We start from the raw sequence: 17649 nt of genomic DNA, 5'->3' as shown, positions 1-17649 counted from the left end.
TCCTATTTATTGTAGAGCAGGAGTCATTTGTAAACGTTCACAGGCTACTAATACGTCTTCTCGCTTTCCAAGAGAGGAAAAGCGAACAAACCCAGAACCACAAAGACCAAACCCAATCCCAGGTGTAATTGCGATATGGTATTCTTGTAAGAAAAAGTCAAAAAGATCTCTATAAGGAACAGTTTCTATCGTAGGTTTGACCCATAAATAGGGGGCATGTTCTCCGCCGAATACTTGAAATCCGGCTTTCAATAGAGAGGTTTTCAGCAAATGGCTATTTTCTTTGTAATAATGGACTGCTTCAAGTTTAGAAAGAGTAGAGAGTCCAGCAGTCGCAGCTTCTTGTGCTGGGATGGAAGCACCATTAAAAGTTGTTGATAGAAAACGTTTCCAATCACGGATAATGGGCTGTCCATCTTCGTAAGTCAACTCTTTAGGAATGACTGTCCAGCCTAATCGAATGCCAGCAAATCCGAGTGATTTAGAGAAAGAATTGATTTCTATGGCGCAGAACCGTGCATCAGGGATTTCAAAGATGCTTTTAGGAAGAGAAGGGGCCGAAATAAAAGCACTGTAAGCAGCATCGAACAAAATAAGAATATTATGCTCTATTGCATAGCGTACAATCGCCCGCAGTTGATTCTTGTTTAAAGCCGTTCCCGTTGGATTATTCGGGGAGCATAGACATAGAATGTCAATGTGGGTGTTTTCCGGAAATACAGGGAGAAAATCATTCTCTTGTAAGCAAGGGAGAGAAACAATCTCTTTTGCACCTGTTAAGCGAGCAATATCGATATAAGCGGGATAAGAGGGATCCTGAACAGCAACTATTTGATTCGGGCCGAAAAAAGACAGTAAGCGAAAAAGATCGACTTTTGCTCCATCAGAAATGAAGATTTCTTCTGCATTAACACAGCCATGATAAAGCTTTTCAGATAATTTTTGTCTTAGGGAAGGCAATCCAAAATCCGGTCCATATCCACAATAAGTTGATGGAGAACTAAAGCGTGCAATAGCCTGGGAAAAAGCTTCTGCGACACTAGTATCCAAAGGTTGAGTGGTATCTCCAATAGATAAATTGATTACTTGATGCTGGGGATTTTCTGAATGAAACTGAGCAATTCGATTGCGTAAATCTGAAAACAAGTAATTCTGTGTTAAAGATGTGAAATTGGGATTTCTCTTCATAAACCATCTACATCGCATGAAACGCGAAGGAGTCAAAATAGTGGACGGTAATATAAAGAGGGGGCTCTCATCTGTCCAGAGTAATTTTTAGAGAAAAAGCTAAAAGCCATAACTTAATCTAAAACCATAGTAATCACATTCTTCCCGGACGAATTGTCCTTCATGAGAAAACCCTTGGTGATATTCCAATACGGCGCGAATTTTTCTACCAACATCTTGGAATTTAGACCACTCCATACCTAATATATAAGTTTGGTCTATAGAAAAGTCATGCTCTCCCCAGAAACGAAAATGCATAGCAAAGATCGGTTGTGCATGGAGATTATCTTCGCGCAATCCAAAGGGACGAAGTTCCAATCCTCCTTCAAAGTAAAGAGGATCTTCGGGGAAAGTTAAATCTCGGCTGATAATGTAACCAATCCCTCCATAGACACGAATTTGTGGGGTGTATCGGAACGATGCGAAAAAATCAACGGCTTCATCGCTACGATTGTAACGCTTCCCAGGAGGCAATTGATTAGCAAGAATAAATTCGTCTCCAAGATGAGAAGAGAGATGCCATAGTCGTAAACGGTAGCTCCATTTATTCACAGCAAAGCTCAACAGAGCCGAAACAAAGAAGTCTGAGTTCACCATGCAAGCGTCTGGGTTATCCAGGTCAAACACAGAAAATACAGCTCCTTGGAGACCAATATCCATGTCTCCATGGAATCTGGAGACATCAAATAATCGTAAGAAGATGAAATCTCCTCCAAACACTGCGGATCCTACACGTTTCCCTATAACTTCATCATTGAATCGAATTCCTGCACTGTTGGTTGCTTGTCTAGGATCAGCTACGAGAGGTGTGAAAAGAATGGTGTTTTGTGGTAGCCAAATGGCTTCTTTCCCACATACTTTTGTACAAAAGGAACGCTGTTCCGGAAGAGATGATTTGCCATAAGGTCCCTGATGATGACAGGTTTGATAGGAAGCTTGGCAGATTTCAACGGACTGTATAAATGGGAGATCTTTAATTAGATTAATGATGGCATTACGTGTAACGTCATCTTGAGGAAGAGAAAATAGGTAAGCAGTTTGATCTTCAACAATAACTTGGCAACAGCTGTCTAAAAAATGCATGTCAATTAGAGCTTGCACATAGCCCGAATGATAGCAAGCATCGTCAGCATGAATAATATTTTCGGGGAGTTGATCTGTGTGAGTTACCTCTTTCCAATTGTTTTTGCAGTCGGGACAAGAATCTGGTTCTTTGGCAAAAACTGTTTGTAATAAGCCAATAAAGAGAATGCAAAAGAAATAACCGAAACGTAAAGGTTCCATCATCTGAGTATAGGTTAGAGCTTGCCTCGTTATAACTTGGAAGCAGAGAAAAAACAAGGTTTTTAGGAGAGGAAAGGATAAGTTTTAACGAGGTTTACTTTTGAATGGGAATAAAAACGTATTTTAGAAGGCAATGAAATCCGGAATAGGTATTCTTGTGTGCTAGTATATTGTATAGGGAAACGTAGGATCATGTGCTTTCCCTCAATTCCTTAGAAAGGAGAAGGAGAGAATTTTGTTAGAAGGCTTTTGGGTTTTAGAGATTAGAGTTACTACAAAGGCGCGAGAAAATAAGGTCGTAAGCTTGGAAGATGGTATACTAAGGGTCCGGGTGACCGAGGCGCCAGAAAGGGGCAAGGCTAATGATGCCGTTGTAGCATTGCTTGCAAAATTTTTGTCTATTCCTAAGAACGATGTCACTTTGATAGCGGGAGAGGCTTCTCGTAGGAAGAAGGTATTATTACCTAGAGCTATTAAAGCCTTTTTATTTGAGCAATTTCCCCAAACATCTTCCCCTGATGCAGGGAAAAAATGTTAGGGGAAATTCTTTTGTTAGACGATAACTAATCCGTCTGGAGCTGGAGGATAATCATATCCTATGGGAAGTTCTCCAGCGAGGAACTGTTCGAATACAGCAATTCCTGCTTCAGGAGATGTAATGCAGAATAAGCAGTTGCTGATCCACTCAGAACCACGAATAGTTCCTGCTTTAAGATTAATCTCATAGGCATGAGCAACTTTCTCTTTCCAGTATTCAACAGGCCCAATAAGGAAAATTGGAGTAGGAGGTTTGGCGCCTGTTTTCAAGTAGACGAGTTCTAGGTAAAGTTCGAAATCTGTTCCAACACCACCAACAACTAAAATGGCAAGGTCTGAATAAAAATGTTCTTGTCTTTCTATAAGTTGCGGTAGACGGTATGTCATTTTGGCATCTAAAAATTCGTTTGCAGGCTGATCTATTTGTGCAGGTGAAGCTTCCAAATCGAGAACGGTCCCGCAAGAAAGAATTCCCAACTCTTTTGCAACACGATTTCCTGTAGCCATAACGCCAGTCCCTCCTCCTGTGATTACGGCAAGAGGAGTGGGTTTTGAGAAGCCTGGAATGCCTAGAGTGTGTGCAGCTTTTTGTAACCCTGCAAGAAGCGTGTTTAGTTGGGCCGAGAAATTATTTTCCAGGAGACGTGATCCATAAATCGCTACGAAATATGCTGATTGGAACTCTTCTACTCGATTTTTAACGACGAACATTCCACTATTTTTGTCGCGCCGTTTTGTATATTGCAATACACGGCCGCTCTCTTCATCAGCCCAGAACACATCAATGTTCGCCTGATATAGATCTAACAGTAATCCTCGGTCATTATGAGAGAAGTAGTCTCCATATGTATAAGAAGGAACTTGAAAGTAAATTTGCTTAAGATAGTGGCGTACATGATAGGAGATCAACATCCCTTTTAAGCTGGAAGAGGGGAAAAACCGAGTGAGTAAAGCTCCTTCGCTATTGATGAGTCCCGTTTCCATTGCTTCCAAAAATGGATAACAGGGTTGAGCGTGGATGTATTCGTCTTTAGCTGCCTGTTTTTCGCTACATTGGTATGCAGCTGCGGATCCCGTAAGCCAAGAATCTGCATCAAGAGAAGAAATTTCACTTCCTTTTGATAAATAAGTGGCGGCTTTTACAGGCTCTTGAGGAGCTGTATCGAATATTTTTTTGATTTCACTTTCCGATTGCAAGGTAGTTTGCAATAGATCTCGATTACAGAAGTAAGAGTGTTCTTTGTAGGGTTCGATAGTGAAGAATTCTAGAGGGATTCTTTCTACAAGAGTGGAGGGATTTCCAAAAAATTCAAAAATATCTCCAGACTCTCGCGTTGTGGGTTCTAAAATGTTGGCAGAAGTGTGAAATAGACCTTGAGGGAGCATTTGATCGACCACGCGAGCAAATACTGTGCGGATATGAAGAGGCTCTGTTTTGATTAACAAAATGTTTCCTTCATAAGGGATGTGTGGTCCTTCTACGATCTTCTGATAGAGAGACAAGAAGTGGCGAATACTCAATTTAGGATTGCTTAGTGATTTTTGAATTAAGGGAAGAAGTCCATAGATGTCTGGGTCATAATTGACTATGCCTGGCAAGGTGGGGAGTGATACAACGAGGCGATCGTCCACCACATCAAAAGAGATAAGATGCTCGAGTTTTTTTCCAAATCGGAGCAGAGGATGTCCTGTCTTATCAGTATTTTTTAGCATGCTTTCAAGATAATCAGGGGAGCGGACTAGTCTACGATCATCTGCAGCAAACAGTTTGGCTACTCGATCTCCGGGTTTGAGAAGAGATAGCATGGACTCAGCGATAGGGCCATAGCCGGTGAACTGCACGTGCATATGTGCACGTTGTTGATTTTTGCTTAGTTCGCAGTGAAGAAGAGATGCATCTACTCCTAACTGGGCTAGAGAACTCTTCAAATTAAGATGAACGCAATGGGTGGGTAATCGGAATCCAAGGAAATAAGAAGGAATATTTTGGATTTCGATTTCTCCTTCATATGTGCCAGAGCCAACTAACTGAAGGGAAGAACATAAGTAGCCGTCCGGAGAGACGGCATCGTGATGAGTGTGAAAGAGTGTCATTGGAATCCTCATATGTGAAGAAACCCAGCTTACCGGAAAAAATTTTTTTAAGAGAGCTTAAAGAATGTTATATGATGCTTAATGATAGGTGTGTAAAGGATTTATTTTTAAATGCGAGGTAGGTAAAGAAAATTTAGAACTTCAAAAGGAGGGAAATACCTTCAGCGGAACGCTTGATATTAATCCTAAACTGCAAGTAGGATGGAGGATTTTCAGCTTTTGGATAGGGTACTACCGGCCGAGGTTTGTTTGTTGTTCTATTGTCGAGGGGATCACGGAGGATAATGAGAATGCAAATTCCAAGAAGTGTTGGCACACATGACGGTTCTTTTCACGCAGATGAAGTGACGGCTTGCGCTTTGTTGATTATGTTTGACCTTGTTGACAAGGACAAAATTATTCGCACCAGAGATTCTGAAAAATTAGCGCAATGCGAGTATGTTTGTGATGTAGGGGGGCGGTACTCTATAGCGGATAAGCGTTTTGATCATCATCAGGTGTCTTATACTGGTTCATGGAGTAGTGCAGGGATGGTTCTTGATTATTTGCATCATCTAGGATCCCTTCCGCATGAAGAGTACGAATATCTCAATAGCACATTAGTGCATGGTGTAGATGAACAGGATAACGGCCGTTTTTTCTCTAAGGAAGGATTTTGCTCTTTCTCTGATATTATTAAAATTTATAATCCCCTGGAAGAGGGAGGGAACACTGATAAGGAATTTTTCTTTGCTTTGCATTTTGCGATAGATCTGCTTACTCGTTTACGGGAAAAGTTTCGTTATGATCGTATTTGTCGTGACGTTGTTAAGCAAGTAATGGAAAAAGAAGATGTCTGTTTGCGCTTTGATCGTCCATTAGCTTGGCAAGAAAATTTTTTCTCCTTAGGAGGAGAAAATCATCCGGCGGCTTTTGTTAGTTTCCCCTGTTCAGATCAATGGATTTTGAGAGGAATTCCTCCTACTTTGGATCGTCGAATGGAGGTGCGGATTCCTTTTCCAGAGGATTGGGCAGGGTTGCTTGGGGATCAATTGGTTAAGGCTACAGGGATTCCTGGAGCGATTTTTTGCCATAAAGGGTTATTCCTCTCTGTTTGGGATAGTCGGGAAAGTTGCGAAGAAGCACTGAATTTGGTGTTAAAACAGCAGGGGGTAGTATGACTACAATTTTTGAACGAATTATAGAGGGAGCTGTAGAGTGTGATAAGGTTTTTGAGGATGAAAATTTTATCGTGATTAAGGATAAATTTCCTCAAGCACCAGTGCATTTGCTCATTATTCCAAAGAAGCATATTGAAAAATTACAAGATATGCAAAGCGACGATTTTTCCTTGCTTTCGGAAGCTGGGAAGATTATTCAGTTGATGGCCCGTGATTTCGGTATAGAAAATGGATATCGTGTTGTTATCAACAATGGCTTAGAAGGAGGGCAGAGCGTATTCCATCTACATATCCATCTTCTTGGTGGAGGCTTGTTAGGCTCCATAGCATAATTTACTTCTTTGTAACGTGTTGTGCGGATTCTTCTGACTCTATTAGAAGGCATTTGCTTTTTCATGAGTACCGTACAGCCGCTCAAGAGGCAAAAAATCTTCTAGGTGCGGATTGTTCTTTGCAAGAAGTCCGCGTGATTTTGCAGGCTTTGGCCAAGCATCATGAATACGTGAGTTGGGAGGAAGCTTTTCTTCGTTCCCAAAAGCGCTTTCCCTCATTGGCCTTTGATCGTGATGTTCATGAGGATCTGGCGGCAACATTCCTTCAAGAAAATATTCGGCATTCTTCGCTTACAGTGCGAGTGGTCACTATTTTATCGGTGGGGCTGGCTCGCGATTATCGATTAGTCCCTATAGTTTTACAAGCTTTGTCTGATGATAGTGATGTTGTGCGAGAGATTGCCTTACAGGTGGCTACTATGTATGGTTCTGGTAGTTTACTTCGCGCCGTAAGCAATCTAGCAAAAAATGATCCCTCTATACAAGTTCGAGTTGCTGCGTATCGTGCGGCTGTTTTGTTAGAAATTAAGGATTTAACACCTTATCTAAGAAGTGTTATTCAAAATACGCAATTAGATGGAACAGAGAGAAGAGAGGCTTGGAAGGCCTTGTGTTCGCTTACACATTCATTCGATGATGTATTAACAGGCATTGATCAAGCTTTAATGACTTGTGAGATGTTAAAAGAATATCCAGAAAAGTATGTAGAGGAAGACATTCTGGAATTATTTTCTGTAGACCATCCCGAGGTTCAGGTAGCTGCTTTGCAAGTGATTTTAAGAGGGGGTAAAGAGATTCGATCGTCGTCCATAATGGAATCTGTCCGAAAATTAGCTTGTGATTCCCCTTCTGCGCGTGTTCAGATGCAAGCTGCAGCGATTCTTTATTTACAAGGAGACTCTTATGGAGAGCATAAGTTAATTGAGGCATTATCCTCGTCTTCTAGTGTCATTTGTGAAACAGCTTCGGAAGCTATTTGCTCATTAGGCATCAAGGGGGCTCAATTAGCTGGACAGTTTTTGTCAACGGTACAGGGGATGCGTGCTCGGGCAAATCTTGCATTTGTGCTTTTAGTGAGTAGGGAAAAGATAGAGGAAGCTGGGGATGTTATAGCAACATTTATGCATAGGATTGAGCCCTGTCGGGCGATTGAACAGTTTTTATGTGAAGATCAGAAAATTCTTGCTCCAGCATCTCCTTTGCAGAGAGAAATTATGAAAAGGGATCTAGCAAAGAAGATCATCCATTTATTAGTCGCAGCTCAATACAGTAAGGTAAAAATGGTTGTTGCTCAGTATTTAGCGGGGCAACAGGTAGGCTGGAGTTTTTGTTCCGGATTATTTTGGGAAGAAGGGGATGGCGAATCCCCTATGGAACCTTCACAAGAAGAGAGCTTTGCCGCTGCTCTAGAGAAAGCGCTCTTTTCTTTGCAACGGGAGGGAGAAGAGGCTGGGCTGAATGCGGTTATGAGTCTGTATCCCTGTAGTCGTTGGCAAGACAAGTTGACTATTTTGGAAGCGATTGCTTGCTCAGAAAATAGAATAGCCACGCGGTTTTTAAGAGAGCGTTGTCTACACGAAGCAGCCTCTTTACAGTCTGCAGCAGCGGGAGCTTTATTCGCTTTATTTAAGTAATTATAGCGCGCTAAACCCTACGTAGCTTTTTTAAGATTTTGTGTGTGTGTGTCGAAAGTTTGCACGCGGTCTTTTTCACGATTACACGTGGAGCCCGACGTGGGCATGTGCGTACAGAATAAGGAAGATCGTCAATTCGTTTTGGGGTTTCGTAACAGGTAGGAGGAAATTCTGTTAATAAAGTGTAGCATTCGGTTCCAGATTGGACGGGGACGCTTAAGGACGATAGAACAATTTCCTTAGAAAGTTCTTGCCAACGCAAAGTATTTTTCTTGGAAAGTCGAGCGCATAAGAAAGAAGCTAAACATAAGGATACGGAAACACCTAATAGAACAAAAGGGATGAAAGAAGCGATAGGAGCAGCAATCACGAACTGTATAATAGCTCCAGCAACTGCCAAGAGGGTTGCAATCAGCATACTGCATAAAGTGACTATGTCTAAGCAACGAACTCGAGCACAGAGTTGGAGCATCTTTTGATGCGTTCCCGATGAAAAGACTGATGAAGAAGGAATCAGGCCTTGTAAAGAAGTAATGGGCCCTCCGGATTTCAATCCTTTCGTTGGGTGGTTTTTGCAGCGTAAAACAGAGAGCTTAGTTTTTGGATTAGCAGTCGGTTGATCAGGCGAAACAATGGCAATGTCCACGTTAGTAGGAGAAACAATGCTATTGCACAAATCGCAGTAGAAGTAATTATTGTTGTACCCAGGAATTTGTTTATATCCAGGATAACAGGGAATAGATCCGAGCATTCCTTTACCCTCTTGCAAATACTTTTGCTTCGCTGCTCGGAGAATTTTAACAAATGATTTTTTTTGCTTTCAATAAATTTAACGATTTTACTTTTAATCGTTTTTATTTGAATTTAATTTTATTTTTTAAGATTTATTTGTTTTAGTTCTTATAAAGAAACTATTGTATTTGTGAGAAAATATGCTAAAACAAAAATGTAGATTGTTTTTTATACAAGGCGTTATGTGTTTGACCTGTAGCTTGCTTTGTTATTGTAGGAAGCTTCTCAAAGGAAGAGTTGCATATGCTGATGAGGCATTATTTCAAGCCTTTCTTACGACGCTGGTAGATGTAATTTCTGATATTAAGCAATTGCCGAATGGATCAGAATAATAAAAATTTTTTGTGCCCTCTTCTTTAAAGAGGGCATTTTTCTTTTTCATAAAAATCTTTCTATTTCTTTTCTCTTCTCAGTGTGTATGATTTGCTCTCGCTAGGAAAATAAGTAAGAAAAGGAAAAAGATCCCATGGAAAAAGAACGGGTTCCTCTTCCCAATGTGTTTGATCCAAATCGGAGCTCAGCTGTTTGTTTGTCTGACATTCTATCTATTGGTAGGGGGAGGGCTCCTATTATTATTGCTGGGCCTTGTACTTTAGAAAGTCAAGAACATGCAATTTCCTTAGGGTTAAAAGTTAAGAAATCTGGGGCACATATTTTTCGAGGTTCTATTCGCAAGCCCCGAACCAATCCTTATTCCTTTCAAGGCTGGTCTCCGGATTGTGTAGTTTGGCATAGTCGAGCAAAGGCCGTTCATGGATTACTCACAGAAACAGAGGTTTTAGATGTTCGTGATGTTGAAATTACAGCAGAGCATGTGGATCTTTTGCGAATAGGGGCTCGTAATATGCAGAATTTTGTTCTGCTTGATGAAGTGAGCCGGAGTCATCGTCCGGTCATTTTAAAGAGGAATCCTGCTGCTACAGTTAAAGAGTGGCTTGGTGCGGCAGAATATTTGTTGCGTAGTGCGAGTTGTCCTGGTGTGATTCTTTGTGAAAGAGGGATTCGCTCTTTCGAAACGTCAACTCGGTACACTCTTGATTTGAATTCCGTAGCATGGGTTAAGAAAGAGACGTCCTTACCTGTTATTGTGGATCCTTCTCATGCGGCAGGAATCCGAGATTTAGTTCTGCCGCTAGCTCGTGCTGCAGTAGCTCTTGGAGCAGATGGAGTGATGATAGAAGTGCATGAGCACCCAGAGTTAGCTTTATGTGATGGAGCTCAACATATCCTCCCTAGCGAATTAGAGGAATTTGCATTTTGGATGCAAAAAACAAGCGCATTATCGAAAGAAGAAGTTTTCGTATAGATTCTTATTTTTTTTAAGAATTATGCTGGGTATAGTCCCTGTCGTTAGACCTTTGAGCCGGAGTGAGTATGTATATAAAAAGAAAGAAAGCTTGGATGACTTTCTTAGCAATTGTCTGTAGTTTCTGTTTGGCGGGCTGTTCAAAAGAGAGCAAAGACTCTGTTAGTGAAAAATTTATTGTAGGAACTAACGCAACGTATCCTCCTTTTGAGTTTGTTGATGAAAGAGGTGAGACGGTTGGCTTTGATATTGATTTAGCTAGGGAGATTAGTAAAAAGCTAGGGAAAAAATTAGAAGTCCGAGAATTTGCTTTTGATGCACTCGTTCTCAATTTAAAACAGCATCGTATTGATGCAATTATGGCAGGGGTGTCCATTACGTCTTCTCGATTGAAAGAAATTTTGATGATTCCCTACTATGGCGAAGAAATAAAGAGTTTGGTTTTAGTGTTTAAGGATGGAGACTCAAAGTCTTTACCACTAGATCAGTATAATTCTGTTGCTGTTCAAACTGGCACGTACCAAGAGGAATATTTACAGTCTCTTCCAGGGGTGCGTATTCGCTCTTTTGATAGTACTTTAGAAGTGCTTATGGAAGTTTTGCATAGCAAGTCTCCTATAGCTGTTTTAGAACCGTCTATTGCGCAGGTCGTTTTAAAAGATTTTCCGACGCTCACTACTGAAACGATAGATCTTCCTGAAGATAAATGGGTTTTAGGGTATGGAATTGGAGTTGCTTCTGATCGACCATCTCTAGCTTCTGATATAGAAGCTGCTGTACAAGAGATCAAGAAAGAAGGAGTGTTAGCAGAGTTAGAGCAAAAATGGGGTTTGAACGGCTAAACTCAAAACGATACTAAGAGGCCCTTATATGGAGGAAATATCTTCTTCTGGGAAGGTCATTTTTTTGGGCACAGGGGATCCGGAAGGAACTCCTGTGCCATTTTGTTCTTGTGAGGTATGTTCACAAGGAAGAATCTGTCGTCTACGATCCTCTGTGTGGGTTCAAAGTCAGGGGAAAAGTTTTATTATTGATACGGGGCCAGATCTTCGAACTCAATTATTGAGATACAAGATTCATCGATTGGATGGAGTATTTCTTACACATCCTCATTATGATCATATTGGGGGTATCGATGATCTTCGTTCTTGGTATATCACACGATTGGAACCCGTTCCCGTTGTGCTTTCTTCATTCACATATGACTATCTGTGTAAAACTAAGAAGCATCTCATTCAGGATCCATCACTTGATAATAGTTTAGCAGCTTCCTTACGTTACACGATTTTAAATGAACAATGTGGGGAATATGAGTTTTTAGGCGTTCCTTTTATGTATGTTTCCTATTTTCAAAGGAACTGCCAAGTGACCGGATATCGTTTTGGAGATTTAGCTTATTTGACAGATATGTCTCATTATGATGATCGGATTTTAGATTATCTAAAAGGGGTAAACACTGTTGTTATTTCAGCTTCATTAGGTAGCCTTCCTAAGGCTTTTGGAAGACGCTCCCCCTCCCATTTAACTTTAGAACAAGCGGATCTTTTAATGGATAAGATAGGGGCATCACGTTTAGTGATTACACATGTAAGCCATTATCTACATAAGGTTTTAGAGCAAGATCCTACGAGGGAGTGTGCTTATGATGGTATGGAGCTTTTATGGAGATAAGGAACAATGAAAAAAAATAATCGGATAGAGAAAAAAGAACGACAAAGTGCGATAGGTTGGAGGTTTTCTCTTCCTAGAGAGGAACAAGATCCTTCGCAAGCTTTGGCTGTTTGCTGTTATGCCAATCGTGCAGAGCAAGAGAAAGTTTCTGAATACATTGAAGAACTCGTTTCTCTTGCGAATTCTTGTGATCTTAGTGTGTTAGAGACTTGTACATGGCTTTTGCGATCCCCCTCTTCCTCTTTGTATTTGAATGAGGGGAGACTGGAGGAAATCGAACGGATTTTAGAAGAATTCCCAACAATTGGTACCTTATTAATTGATGAAGAGATCTCTCCTTCTCAACAAAGAAACTTAGAAAAGCGATTGCAAGTCGTTGTATTAGATCGCACAGAGTTAATTTTAGAGATCTTTGCTAGCCGAGCTCTCACAGCTGAAGCAGGATTACAGGTAGAACTTGCACAAGCGCGTTATTTATTGCCTCGATTGAAACGTATGTGGGGACATCTTTCTAGACAGAAGTCTGGAGGAAGTGGTGGAGGATTTGTCAAAGGAGAGGGAGAGAAACAGATTGAATTAGACCGAAGGATAGTTCGAGAAAGGATTCATAAACTGTCCAAGGAGTTAAAAAATGTTGAACGCCAGAGGAAAGAGCGGCGTAAAGCAAAAAAACGCAATCAGATTCCGACTTTCGCATTAATTGGGTATACAAACTCTGGTAAAAGCACCCTTTTAAATCTACTGACATCAGCAGAGACCTATGCAGAGAATAAGCTGTTTGCTACGTTGGATCCTAAAACGCGACGTTGCGTTTTGCCATGTGGGCAGCGAGTGTTGCTTACAGATACTGTAGGGTTTATTCGTAAACTTCCCCATACTTTAGTGGCTGCATTTAAAAGTACCCTAGAAGCTGCATTACATGAAGACATTTTGCTGCATGTAGTTGATGCTTCCCATCCACTTGCATTGGAGCATGTTGAAACTACCAAGGCTATTTTATTAGAGCTTGGGATTGAACATCCTCAAGTCATCACTGTATTGAATAAAATAGATAAGGTTACTAATGGGAGTGTTGCCGCTAAGTTGCGGCTATTGTCTCCCTCTCCTGTATGTGTGTCTGCAAAAACAGGAGAAGGAATTCGAGACTTGTTGCAAGCTATGGCAGACATGGTACAAGAGGAGTATCCTCAGGTAACTTTGCATCTTCCTTATAAAGAATATGGATTATTTACAGAATTATGCGATGCGGGGTTAGTAATTTCTCATTACTATGAAAATGATATACTTATCGTTAAAACATTTTTGCCAAATAACTTACAAAAAAGATATGCAGAGTACTTGGTAGAATGATTTATTGAAATATGTTCTGTCCTGAAAAAATGAAATCGTGAAAGATCAAAAAAGATAGTAAACAGAAAAGTCTCTCGTATCAAATTTCCTTAAAAGGAGAATCATAATGGGTAAAAGTTTCTTAGATTGTGAGTCATTAATTGCTTTGCAAGAGATAGCTACGAATCCAGTTGATTTGACTTTACCAGGAACTTTGTCCCAAGATCGGATACAGCAGTATGCTTTGTCTGCGGAAGGGTTTACTTATAGTTATGCTACGGAGCGCGTGGATGATCGTAGCCTTAATGCTTTAAGAATGCTTGCCGAGGAAAGGGAGCTAATAAAGCAGATGGAGAGTATGCAACAAGGCGCTGTCATGAATTATATAGAGGGGTTTCAGAGCGAGTCCCGTTCTGTGTTACATACAGCAACGAGAGCTTGGGTTCGAGACCATGATCTTAAGGATGAGGCGGCATCTATAGCCAATCATTCTGAACGAGAGGCTCATCGTCTTGCAGAGTTTTTGTATGCAGCCCGTTCTAAATTTTCTACGCTTGTGCAGATAGGTATTGGCGGATCAGAATTGGGCCCTAAAGCTATGTATTTTGCTATGCAGGGGATTTGTCCATCTGATAAACGTATCTTTTTTGTTTCCAATATTGATCCAGATAATGCTGCAGAGGTCTTAAAAGAAGTAGATCTCAAGCAAACCCTAATTGTTGTCGTGTCTAAATCAGGGACAACTTTAGAACCTTCAGTGAATGAGGAATTATTTAAGCGAGCTTATCAAGACAAAGGATTGTCTGTAGCAGATCATTTTGTAGCGGTAACTGCTGAGGGTAGTCCCATGGATGATAAAACCCATTATTTGGAAGTTTTCCATCTTTGGGATAGTGTTGGTGGAAGGTTCTCGGCTACCTCTATGGTGGGAGGGGTTGTACTTGGGTTTGCTTTTGGCTACGAAGTCTTTTTTGAGTTCTTGCAGGGAGCAGCTTCTATGGATGCTCATGCATTGACTCCAATTATGGAAAAGAATTTGCCTCTTTTATCTGCTATGCTCGGTATTTGGAACCGCAATGTATTAAAATATCCCACGACAGCTGTGATCCCCTATGCAACAGGATTGAAATATTTTACTGCGCATTTACAACAGTGCGGAATGGAATCCAATGGGAAAAGCATTTCTAGACAAGGGAAAGAGGTGCATTTTGCGACATCTCCTATTATTTGGGGAGACGTTGGGACTAATTGTCAGCATTCCTTTTTCCAGAGTCTTCATCAAGGAACAGATATTGTTCCTGTGGAATTTATTGGATTTCTACAGAATCAACGAGGTATTGACTGTGTATTATCGGGGAGCTCTTCTTCTCAGAAGTTGTTTGCTAATCTTGTTGCACAATCGCTAGCTTTAGCTCAGGGGAGAGACAACGATAATCCTAACAAACGATTTAAAGGGAATAGACCCTCTTCGATATTGGTTGCGCAGCAACTCTCTCCTCGTATTGCTGGAGGATTACTGGCATTTTATGAGCATAAGTTTGCTTTTCAAGGTTTTTGTTGGGGAATCAATTCCTTCGATCAGGAGGGAGTTTCATTAGGGAAAGAATTAGCCACTCAAATTATAGGCTTGATGTCTGGGGCTGCTCCGATAGAATTTCCTGAGGCAAGAGAATTGTTAAGACTTTTTAATGTTTTGCAATGATGTTTTAAGTAGGGCTTCCTATTTGTTCTGCAGAATTTTTATTTTAAATATGTTATAATGGGAGCCTTCTTCTTTTTTGAAAGTGTTTAAGGTGCCCGTATGTTCTTTATTCGCGCACGGTTCATTGGTTTCTTAGATGTTCATGGTTATCTGGCCGCTAAAAAAGGACAGCAAGTCATGCGGTCAGGATCAAGCATGTGGGTAGGATCCCAGGGACCTATCTTTTATAAAGTTTTTTAGATTCCATTTGTCCGAGCAAAAAAAAACCATCTATTGAACGATAGATGGTTTTTTTTGCTTAAGATTTTATATGAGCTAGGGACTTGATTCTTTTATTCTCCAAACGTATGTTGGGTTCAAAATTGATTACAAGCGTATCATGAAGAATATATGCGTTTTGTAAAAGCAAGAGAGGGTGGTTTATGTTTTCTCAAACAGTGAGTGTAGCAGTAACAGGAGGAACGGGGCAAATCGCCTACTGCTTTTTATTTGCCTTGGCCCATGGGGATATTTTTGGGCCTGATACCGGAATAGATCTGCGTATTTATGATATCCCAGGGACAGAAAGATCTCTATCTGGAGTACGCATGGAATTGGATGATGGAGCTTTCCCTTTGTTGCAACGCGTGCAGGTAACGACATCCTTGCATGATGCTTTTGATGACATCGATGCTGCCTTTCTCATAGGATCTGTCCCCAGAGGCCCAGGAATGGAAAGAAGAGATCTTTTGAAGAAAAATGGCGAGATTTTTGCTACTCAAGGTAAGGTCTTGAACACAGCAGCTAAACGAGAGGCCAAAATTTTTGTCGTTGGAAATCCTGTGAATACAAATTGCTGGATAGCCATGAATCACGCTCCTAGATTGCTGAGAAAAAATTTTCATGCAATGTTGCGCTTAGATCAGAATCGTATGCACAGTATGCTAGCCCATAGGGCTGAAGTCCCTTTATCTGCTGTATCGCAGGTTGTTGTCTGGGGGAATCATTCTGCAAAACAAGTTCCAGATTTTACACAGGCATTAATTCATGGTCGTCCTATTGTAGAAACTATAGCGGACCGCGATTGGCTAGAGAATATTATGGTTCCTTCTGTGCAGAGTCGTGGTAGCGCTGTAATAGAAGCGCGAGGGAAGTCTTCTGCAGCTTCTGCAGCACGAGCTTTAGCAGAGGCTGCACGATCCATATATCAACCGAAGGAAGGGGAATGGTTTTCTTCTGGAGTATGTTCGGACAATAATCCCTATGGCTTGCCAGAAGATATAATCTTTGGGTTCCCTTGTCGAATGCTGGGGACTGGAGAGTATGAGATCGTCCCCGGACTTCCTTGGGATGCCTTTATTCGTGGAAAGATGCAGATTTCTTTAGACGAAATTCTGCAAGAGAAAGCTAGTGTCTCTTTGTAAGGCATTAATCCATCCTCCCTCTCTAAAGGGAGGATGGATTAAGAAGCTTCCGGAGCATAAAGAAATTCTTTAGCTATGTATGCCGTAGAATCTCGCAGTAAGGCCTGGGCAAGCATGTCTCCTAAGAGTCCATGGTACAAGAGACCTTTTGATCCTAGCCCTCCAAGATACCATAATTTTTCTTGGACTCGGCTAATCATAGGCAAATGAGTAGGGCTTGATGAGCGCATTCCAGCATAGTAGTTAAGGACTTGGGCGTCCTTAAGACCTGGGAAAAGAGATAAAATAGGGGGCATGATTTCTTGGTAAGCAACCTGAGCATCCGGAGTGGCGTCTGGTTGGTTATGTTCAAAAGTGGCTCCTAATATACAAGTATTTCTTTCTGTGTCGGCGACCATATACTTAGGACCATTGATGCTGAATGGTGGCATCGGGATCTCTGAGGGCCAAGCAATTTCTACGAGTTGGCCTTTTACTTTAGATAAAGGGAGATGTTTGAGCTCCGGAAGGATATCAGCATTAGCTCCTGGGGTGACGATAATATGATCATAAAACTCTGCAATCGAAGAAAGATCATCGATAAGCTCGTCATAATATTGTGTTCCTAGGCTGGCACAGGCATTCCATAAGCCATTGATATACTTTTCATTGTTAATGGTTACACCATGTTTGATGTAAAGAGCACCAAGCCCTTCTGGAATAACCATTCCTGGTACTGAGATTTCGCACCGAGCTTTATCCCACCATTCGGTTTCATTAGGGAACTCTTGTGCTCTTTGCATGAAAATAGAGGCCTGTTCTTGAGAAATTGCAGGGCGAAGAATGCCATTAGACATAACGATAGGTTCCCCTATGGATAGGCTAGCCTTGGTGATCAGAGAGTGGGTAGTAGTAATCCCAAGATCTGCTAATGGGGGTTTAATAGCCTTCTTACCTGTAAAGCCATGGAGAAGACCGGAAGATAGTCCGGAAGCTCCAGTTCCAATTGGCGTAGGATCAAAGAGATCTACGCTAACTCTCCCTTGTGTATAAAGGAGAAGATGCCAAGTTACAGATAATCCTGCGTATCCTGCTCCCAAAACAGCTATGTGCATACAATACCTTAAGAGCTGAAAAAGATTTTTTAGAAAATTAATGCGGCTTTACTATTGAGGATAAGAGAATAAGCTTTTAAAGAA

At 41.1% G+C, this 17649-nt stretch carries 17 protein-coding genes; 12 read left to right on the top strand and 5 right to left on the bottom strand.

Annotation, left to right across the window (positions count from 1 at the left end; translation table 11 throughout):
- Window positions 1–6: 6 nt before the first annotated feature.
- Entirely contained in the window at window positions 7–1188 is a 1182-nt protein-coding gene (locus TC_RS03400) for an LL-diaminopimelate aminotransferase (protein WP_010231171.1), read from the bottom strand.
- Between the two features lie 99 nt (window positions 1189–1287).
- Complete coding sequence (locus TC_RS03395) at window positions 1288–2514, bottom strand: DUF1207 domain-containing protein (protein ID WP_010231168.1); 1227 nt, start codon at window positions 2512–2514, stop codon at window positions 1288–1290.
- A gap of 232 nt (window positions 2515–2746) precedes the next feature.
- Here TC_RS03395 and TC_RS03390 point away from each other — a divergent pair, with 232 nt between their 5' ends.
- Window positions 2747–3049 carry a DUF167 domain-containing protein gene (locus TC_RS03390; RefSeq protein ID WP_010231164.1) on the top strand — a complete coding sequence of 101 codons (303 nt, stop codon included), beginning with the start codon at window positions 2747–2749 and terminating at the stop codon, window positions 3047–3049.
- Between the two features lie 14 nt (window positions 3050–3063).
- On the opposite strand, the gene TC_RS03385 is transcribed toward TC_RS03390, so the two are convergent.
- A complete protein-coding gene (locus TC_RS03385; protein ID WP_010231159.1) occupies window positions 3064–5142 on the bottom strand; it encodes an LOG family protein in 2079 nt (692 codons plus the stop codon).
- 290 nt (window positions 5143–5432) lie between these two features.
- On the opposite strand from TC_RS03385, the gene TC_RS03375 reads away from it, so the two are divergent.
- The 3 genes from TC_RS03375 to TC_RS03365 are packed head-to-tail and all read left to right on the top strand — an operon-like array spanning window position 5433 to window position 8268.
- Complete coding sequence (locus TC_RS03375; RefSeq protein WP_010231156.1) at window positions 5433–6302, top strand: MYG1 family protein; 870 nt, start codon at window positions 5433–5435, stop codon at window positions 6300–6302.
- Complete coding sequence (locus TC_RS03370; RefSeq protein WP_010231153.1) at window positions 6299–6634, top strand: HIT domain-containing protein; 336 nt, start codon at window positions 6299–6301, stop codon at window positions 6632–6634. Before TC_RS03375 ends, TC_RS03370 begins: the two co-directional genes overlap by 4 nt.
- The gene (locus TC_RS03365) at window positions 6634–8268 is read left to right on the top strand and encodes a HEAT repeat domain-containing protein (RefSeq protein WP_179943809.1); all 1635 of its coding nucleotides are present in this window, start codon (window positions 6634–6636) and stop codon (window positions 8266–8268) included. Before TC_RS03370 ends, TC_RS03365 begins: the two co-directional genes overlap by 1 nt.
- Before the next feature lie 10 nt (window positions 8269–8278).
- On the opposite strand, the gene TC_RS03360 is transcribed toward TC_RS03365, so the two are convergent.
- Entirely contained in the window at window positions 8279–9019 is a 741-nt protein-coding gene (locus TC_RS03360; protein WP_010231148.1) for a hypothetical protein, read from the bottom strand.
- Window positions 9020–9200: 181 nt separating this feature from the next.
- On the opposite strand from TC_RS03360, the gene TC_RS03355 reads away from it, so the two are divergent.
- The 8 genes from TC_RS03355 to TC_RS03320 all read left to right on the top strand — a co-directional run bounded on the left by TC_RS03355 (window position 9201) and on the right by TC_RS03320 (window position 16471).
- Window positions 9201–9392, top strand: a complete 192-nt coding sequence (locus TC_RS03355) for a hypothetical protein (protein WP_010231145.1) — start codon at window positions 9201–9203, stop codon at window positions 9390–9392.
- Between the two features lie 134 nt (window positions 9393–9526).
- Window positions 9527–10366 carry a 3-deoxy-7-phosphoheptulonate synthase gene (gene aroF / locus TC_RS03350; protein ID WP_010231141.1) on the top strand — a complete coding sequence of 280 codons (840 nt, stop codon included), beginning with the start codon at window positions 9527–9529 and terminating at the stop codon, window positions 10364–10366.
- A 68-nt stretch (window positions 10367–10434) separates the two neighbouring features.
- On the top strand, window positions 10435–11208 hold the full coding sequence (locus TC_RS03345; protein ID WP_010231138.1) for a transporter substrate-binding domain-containing protein: 774 nt from the start codon (window positions 10435–10437) through the stop codon (window positions 11206–11208).
- Window positions 11209–11236: 28 nt separating this feature from the next.
- Window positions 11237–12037 (top strand): MBL fold metallo-hydrolase, encoded by an 801-nt coding sequence (locus TC_RS03340; protein ID WP_010231135.1) that lies wholly within the window; start codon window positions 11237–11239, stop codon window positions 12035–12037.
- Window positions 12038–12043: 6 nt separating this feature from the next.
- Window positions 12044–13387: a GTPase HflX gene (gene hflX / locus TC_RS03335; RefSeq protein ID WP_010231133.1), complete on the top strand. Its 1344-nt coding sequence runs from the start codon at window positions 12044–12046 to the stop codon at window positions 13385–13387.
- Window positions 13388–13490: 103 nt separating this feature from the next.
- The gene (locus TC_RS03330) at window positions 13491–15068 is read left to right on the top strand and encodes a glucose-6-phosphate isomerase (RefSeq protein WP_029589523.1); all 1578 of its coding nucleotides are present in this window, start codon (window positions 13491–13493) and stop codon (window positions 15066–15068) included.
- A 99-nt stretch (window positions 15069–15167) separates the two neighbouring features.
- Window positions 15168–15308 (top strand): late transcription unit protein LtuA, encoded by a 141-nt coding sequence (ltuA, locus tag TC_RS03325; RefSeq protein ID WP_010231129.1) that lies wholly within the window; start codon window positions 15168–15170, stop codon window positions 15306–15308.
- A gap of 182 nt (window positions 15309–15490) precedes the next feature.
- On the top strand, window positions 15491–16471 hold the full coding sequence (locus TC_RS03320; protein WP_010231127.1) for a malate dehydrogenase: 981 nt from the start codon (window positions 15491–15493) through the stop codon (window positions 16469–16471).
- A 38-nt stretch (window positions 16472–16509) separates the two neighbouring features.
- Here the strand turns inward: TC_RS03320 and TC_RS03315 are convergent, their stop codons facing one another.
- A complete protein-coding gene (locus TC_RS03315) occupies window positions 16510–17565 on the bottom strand; it encodes an NAD(P)/FAD-dependent oxidoreductase (protein ID WP_010231125.1) in 1056 nt (351 codons plus the stop codon).
- Window positions 17566–17649 lie beyond the last annotated feature (84 nt).

This window comes from Chlamydia muridarum str. Nigg, assembly GCF_000006685.1.
GTDB lineage: Bacteria > Chlamydiota > Chlamydiia > Chlamydiales > Chlamydiaceae > Chlamydia > Chlamydia muridarum.
Note: the sequence above shows the minus strand (reverse complement) of the source record. Positions and strands in the feature narration are given on the sequence as shown.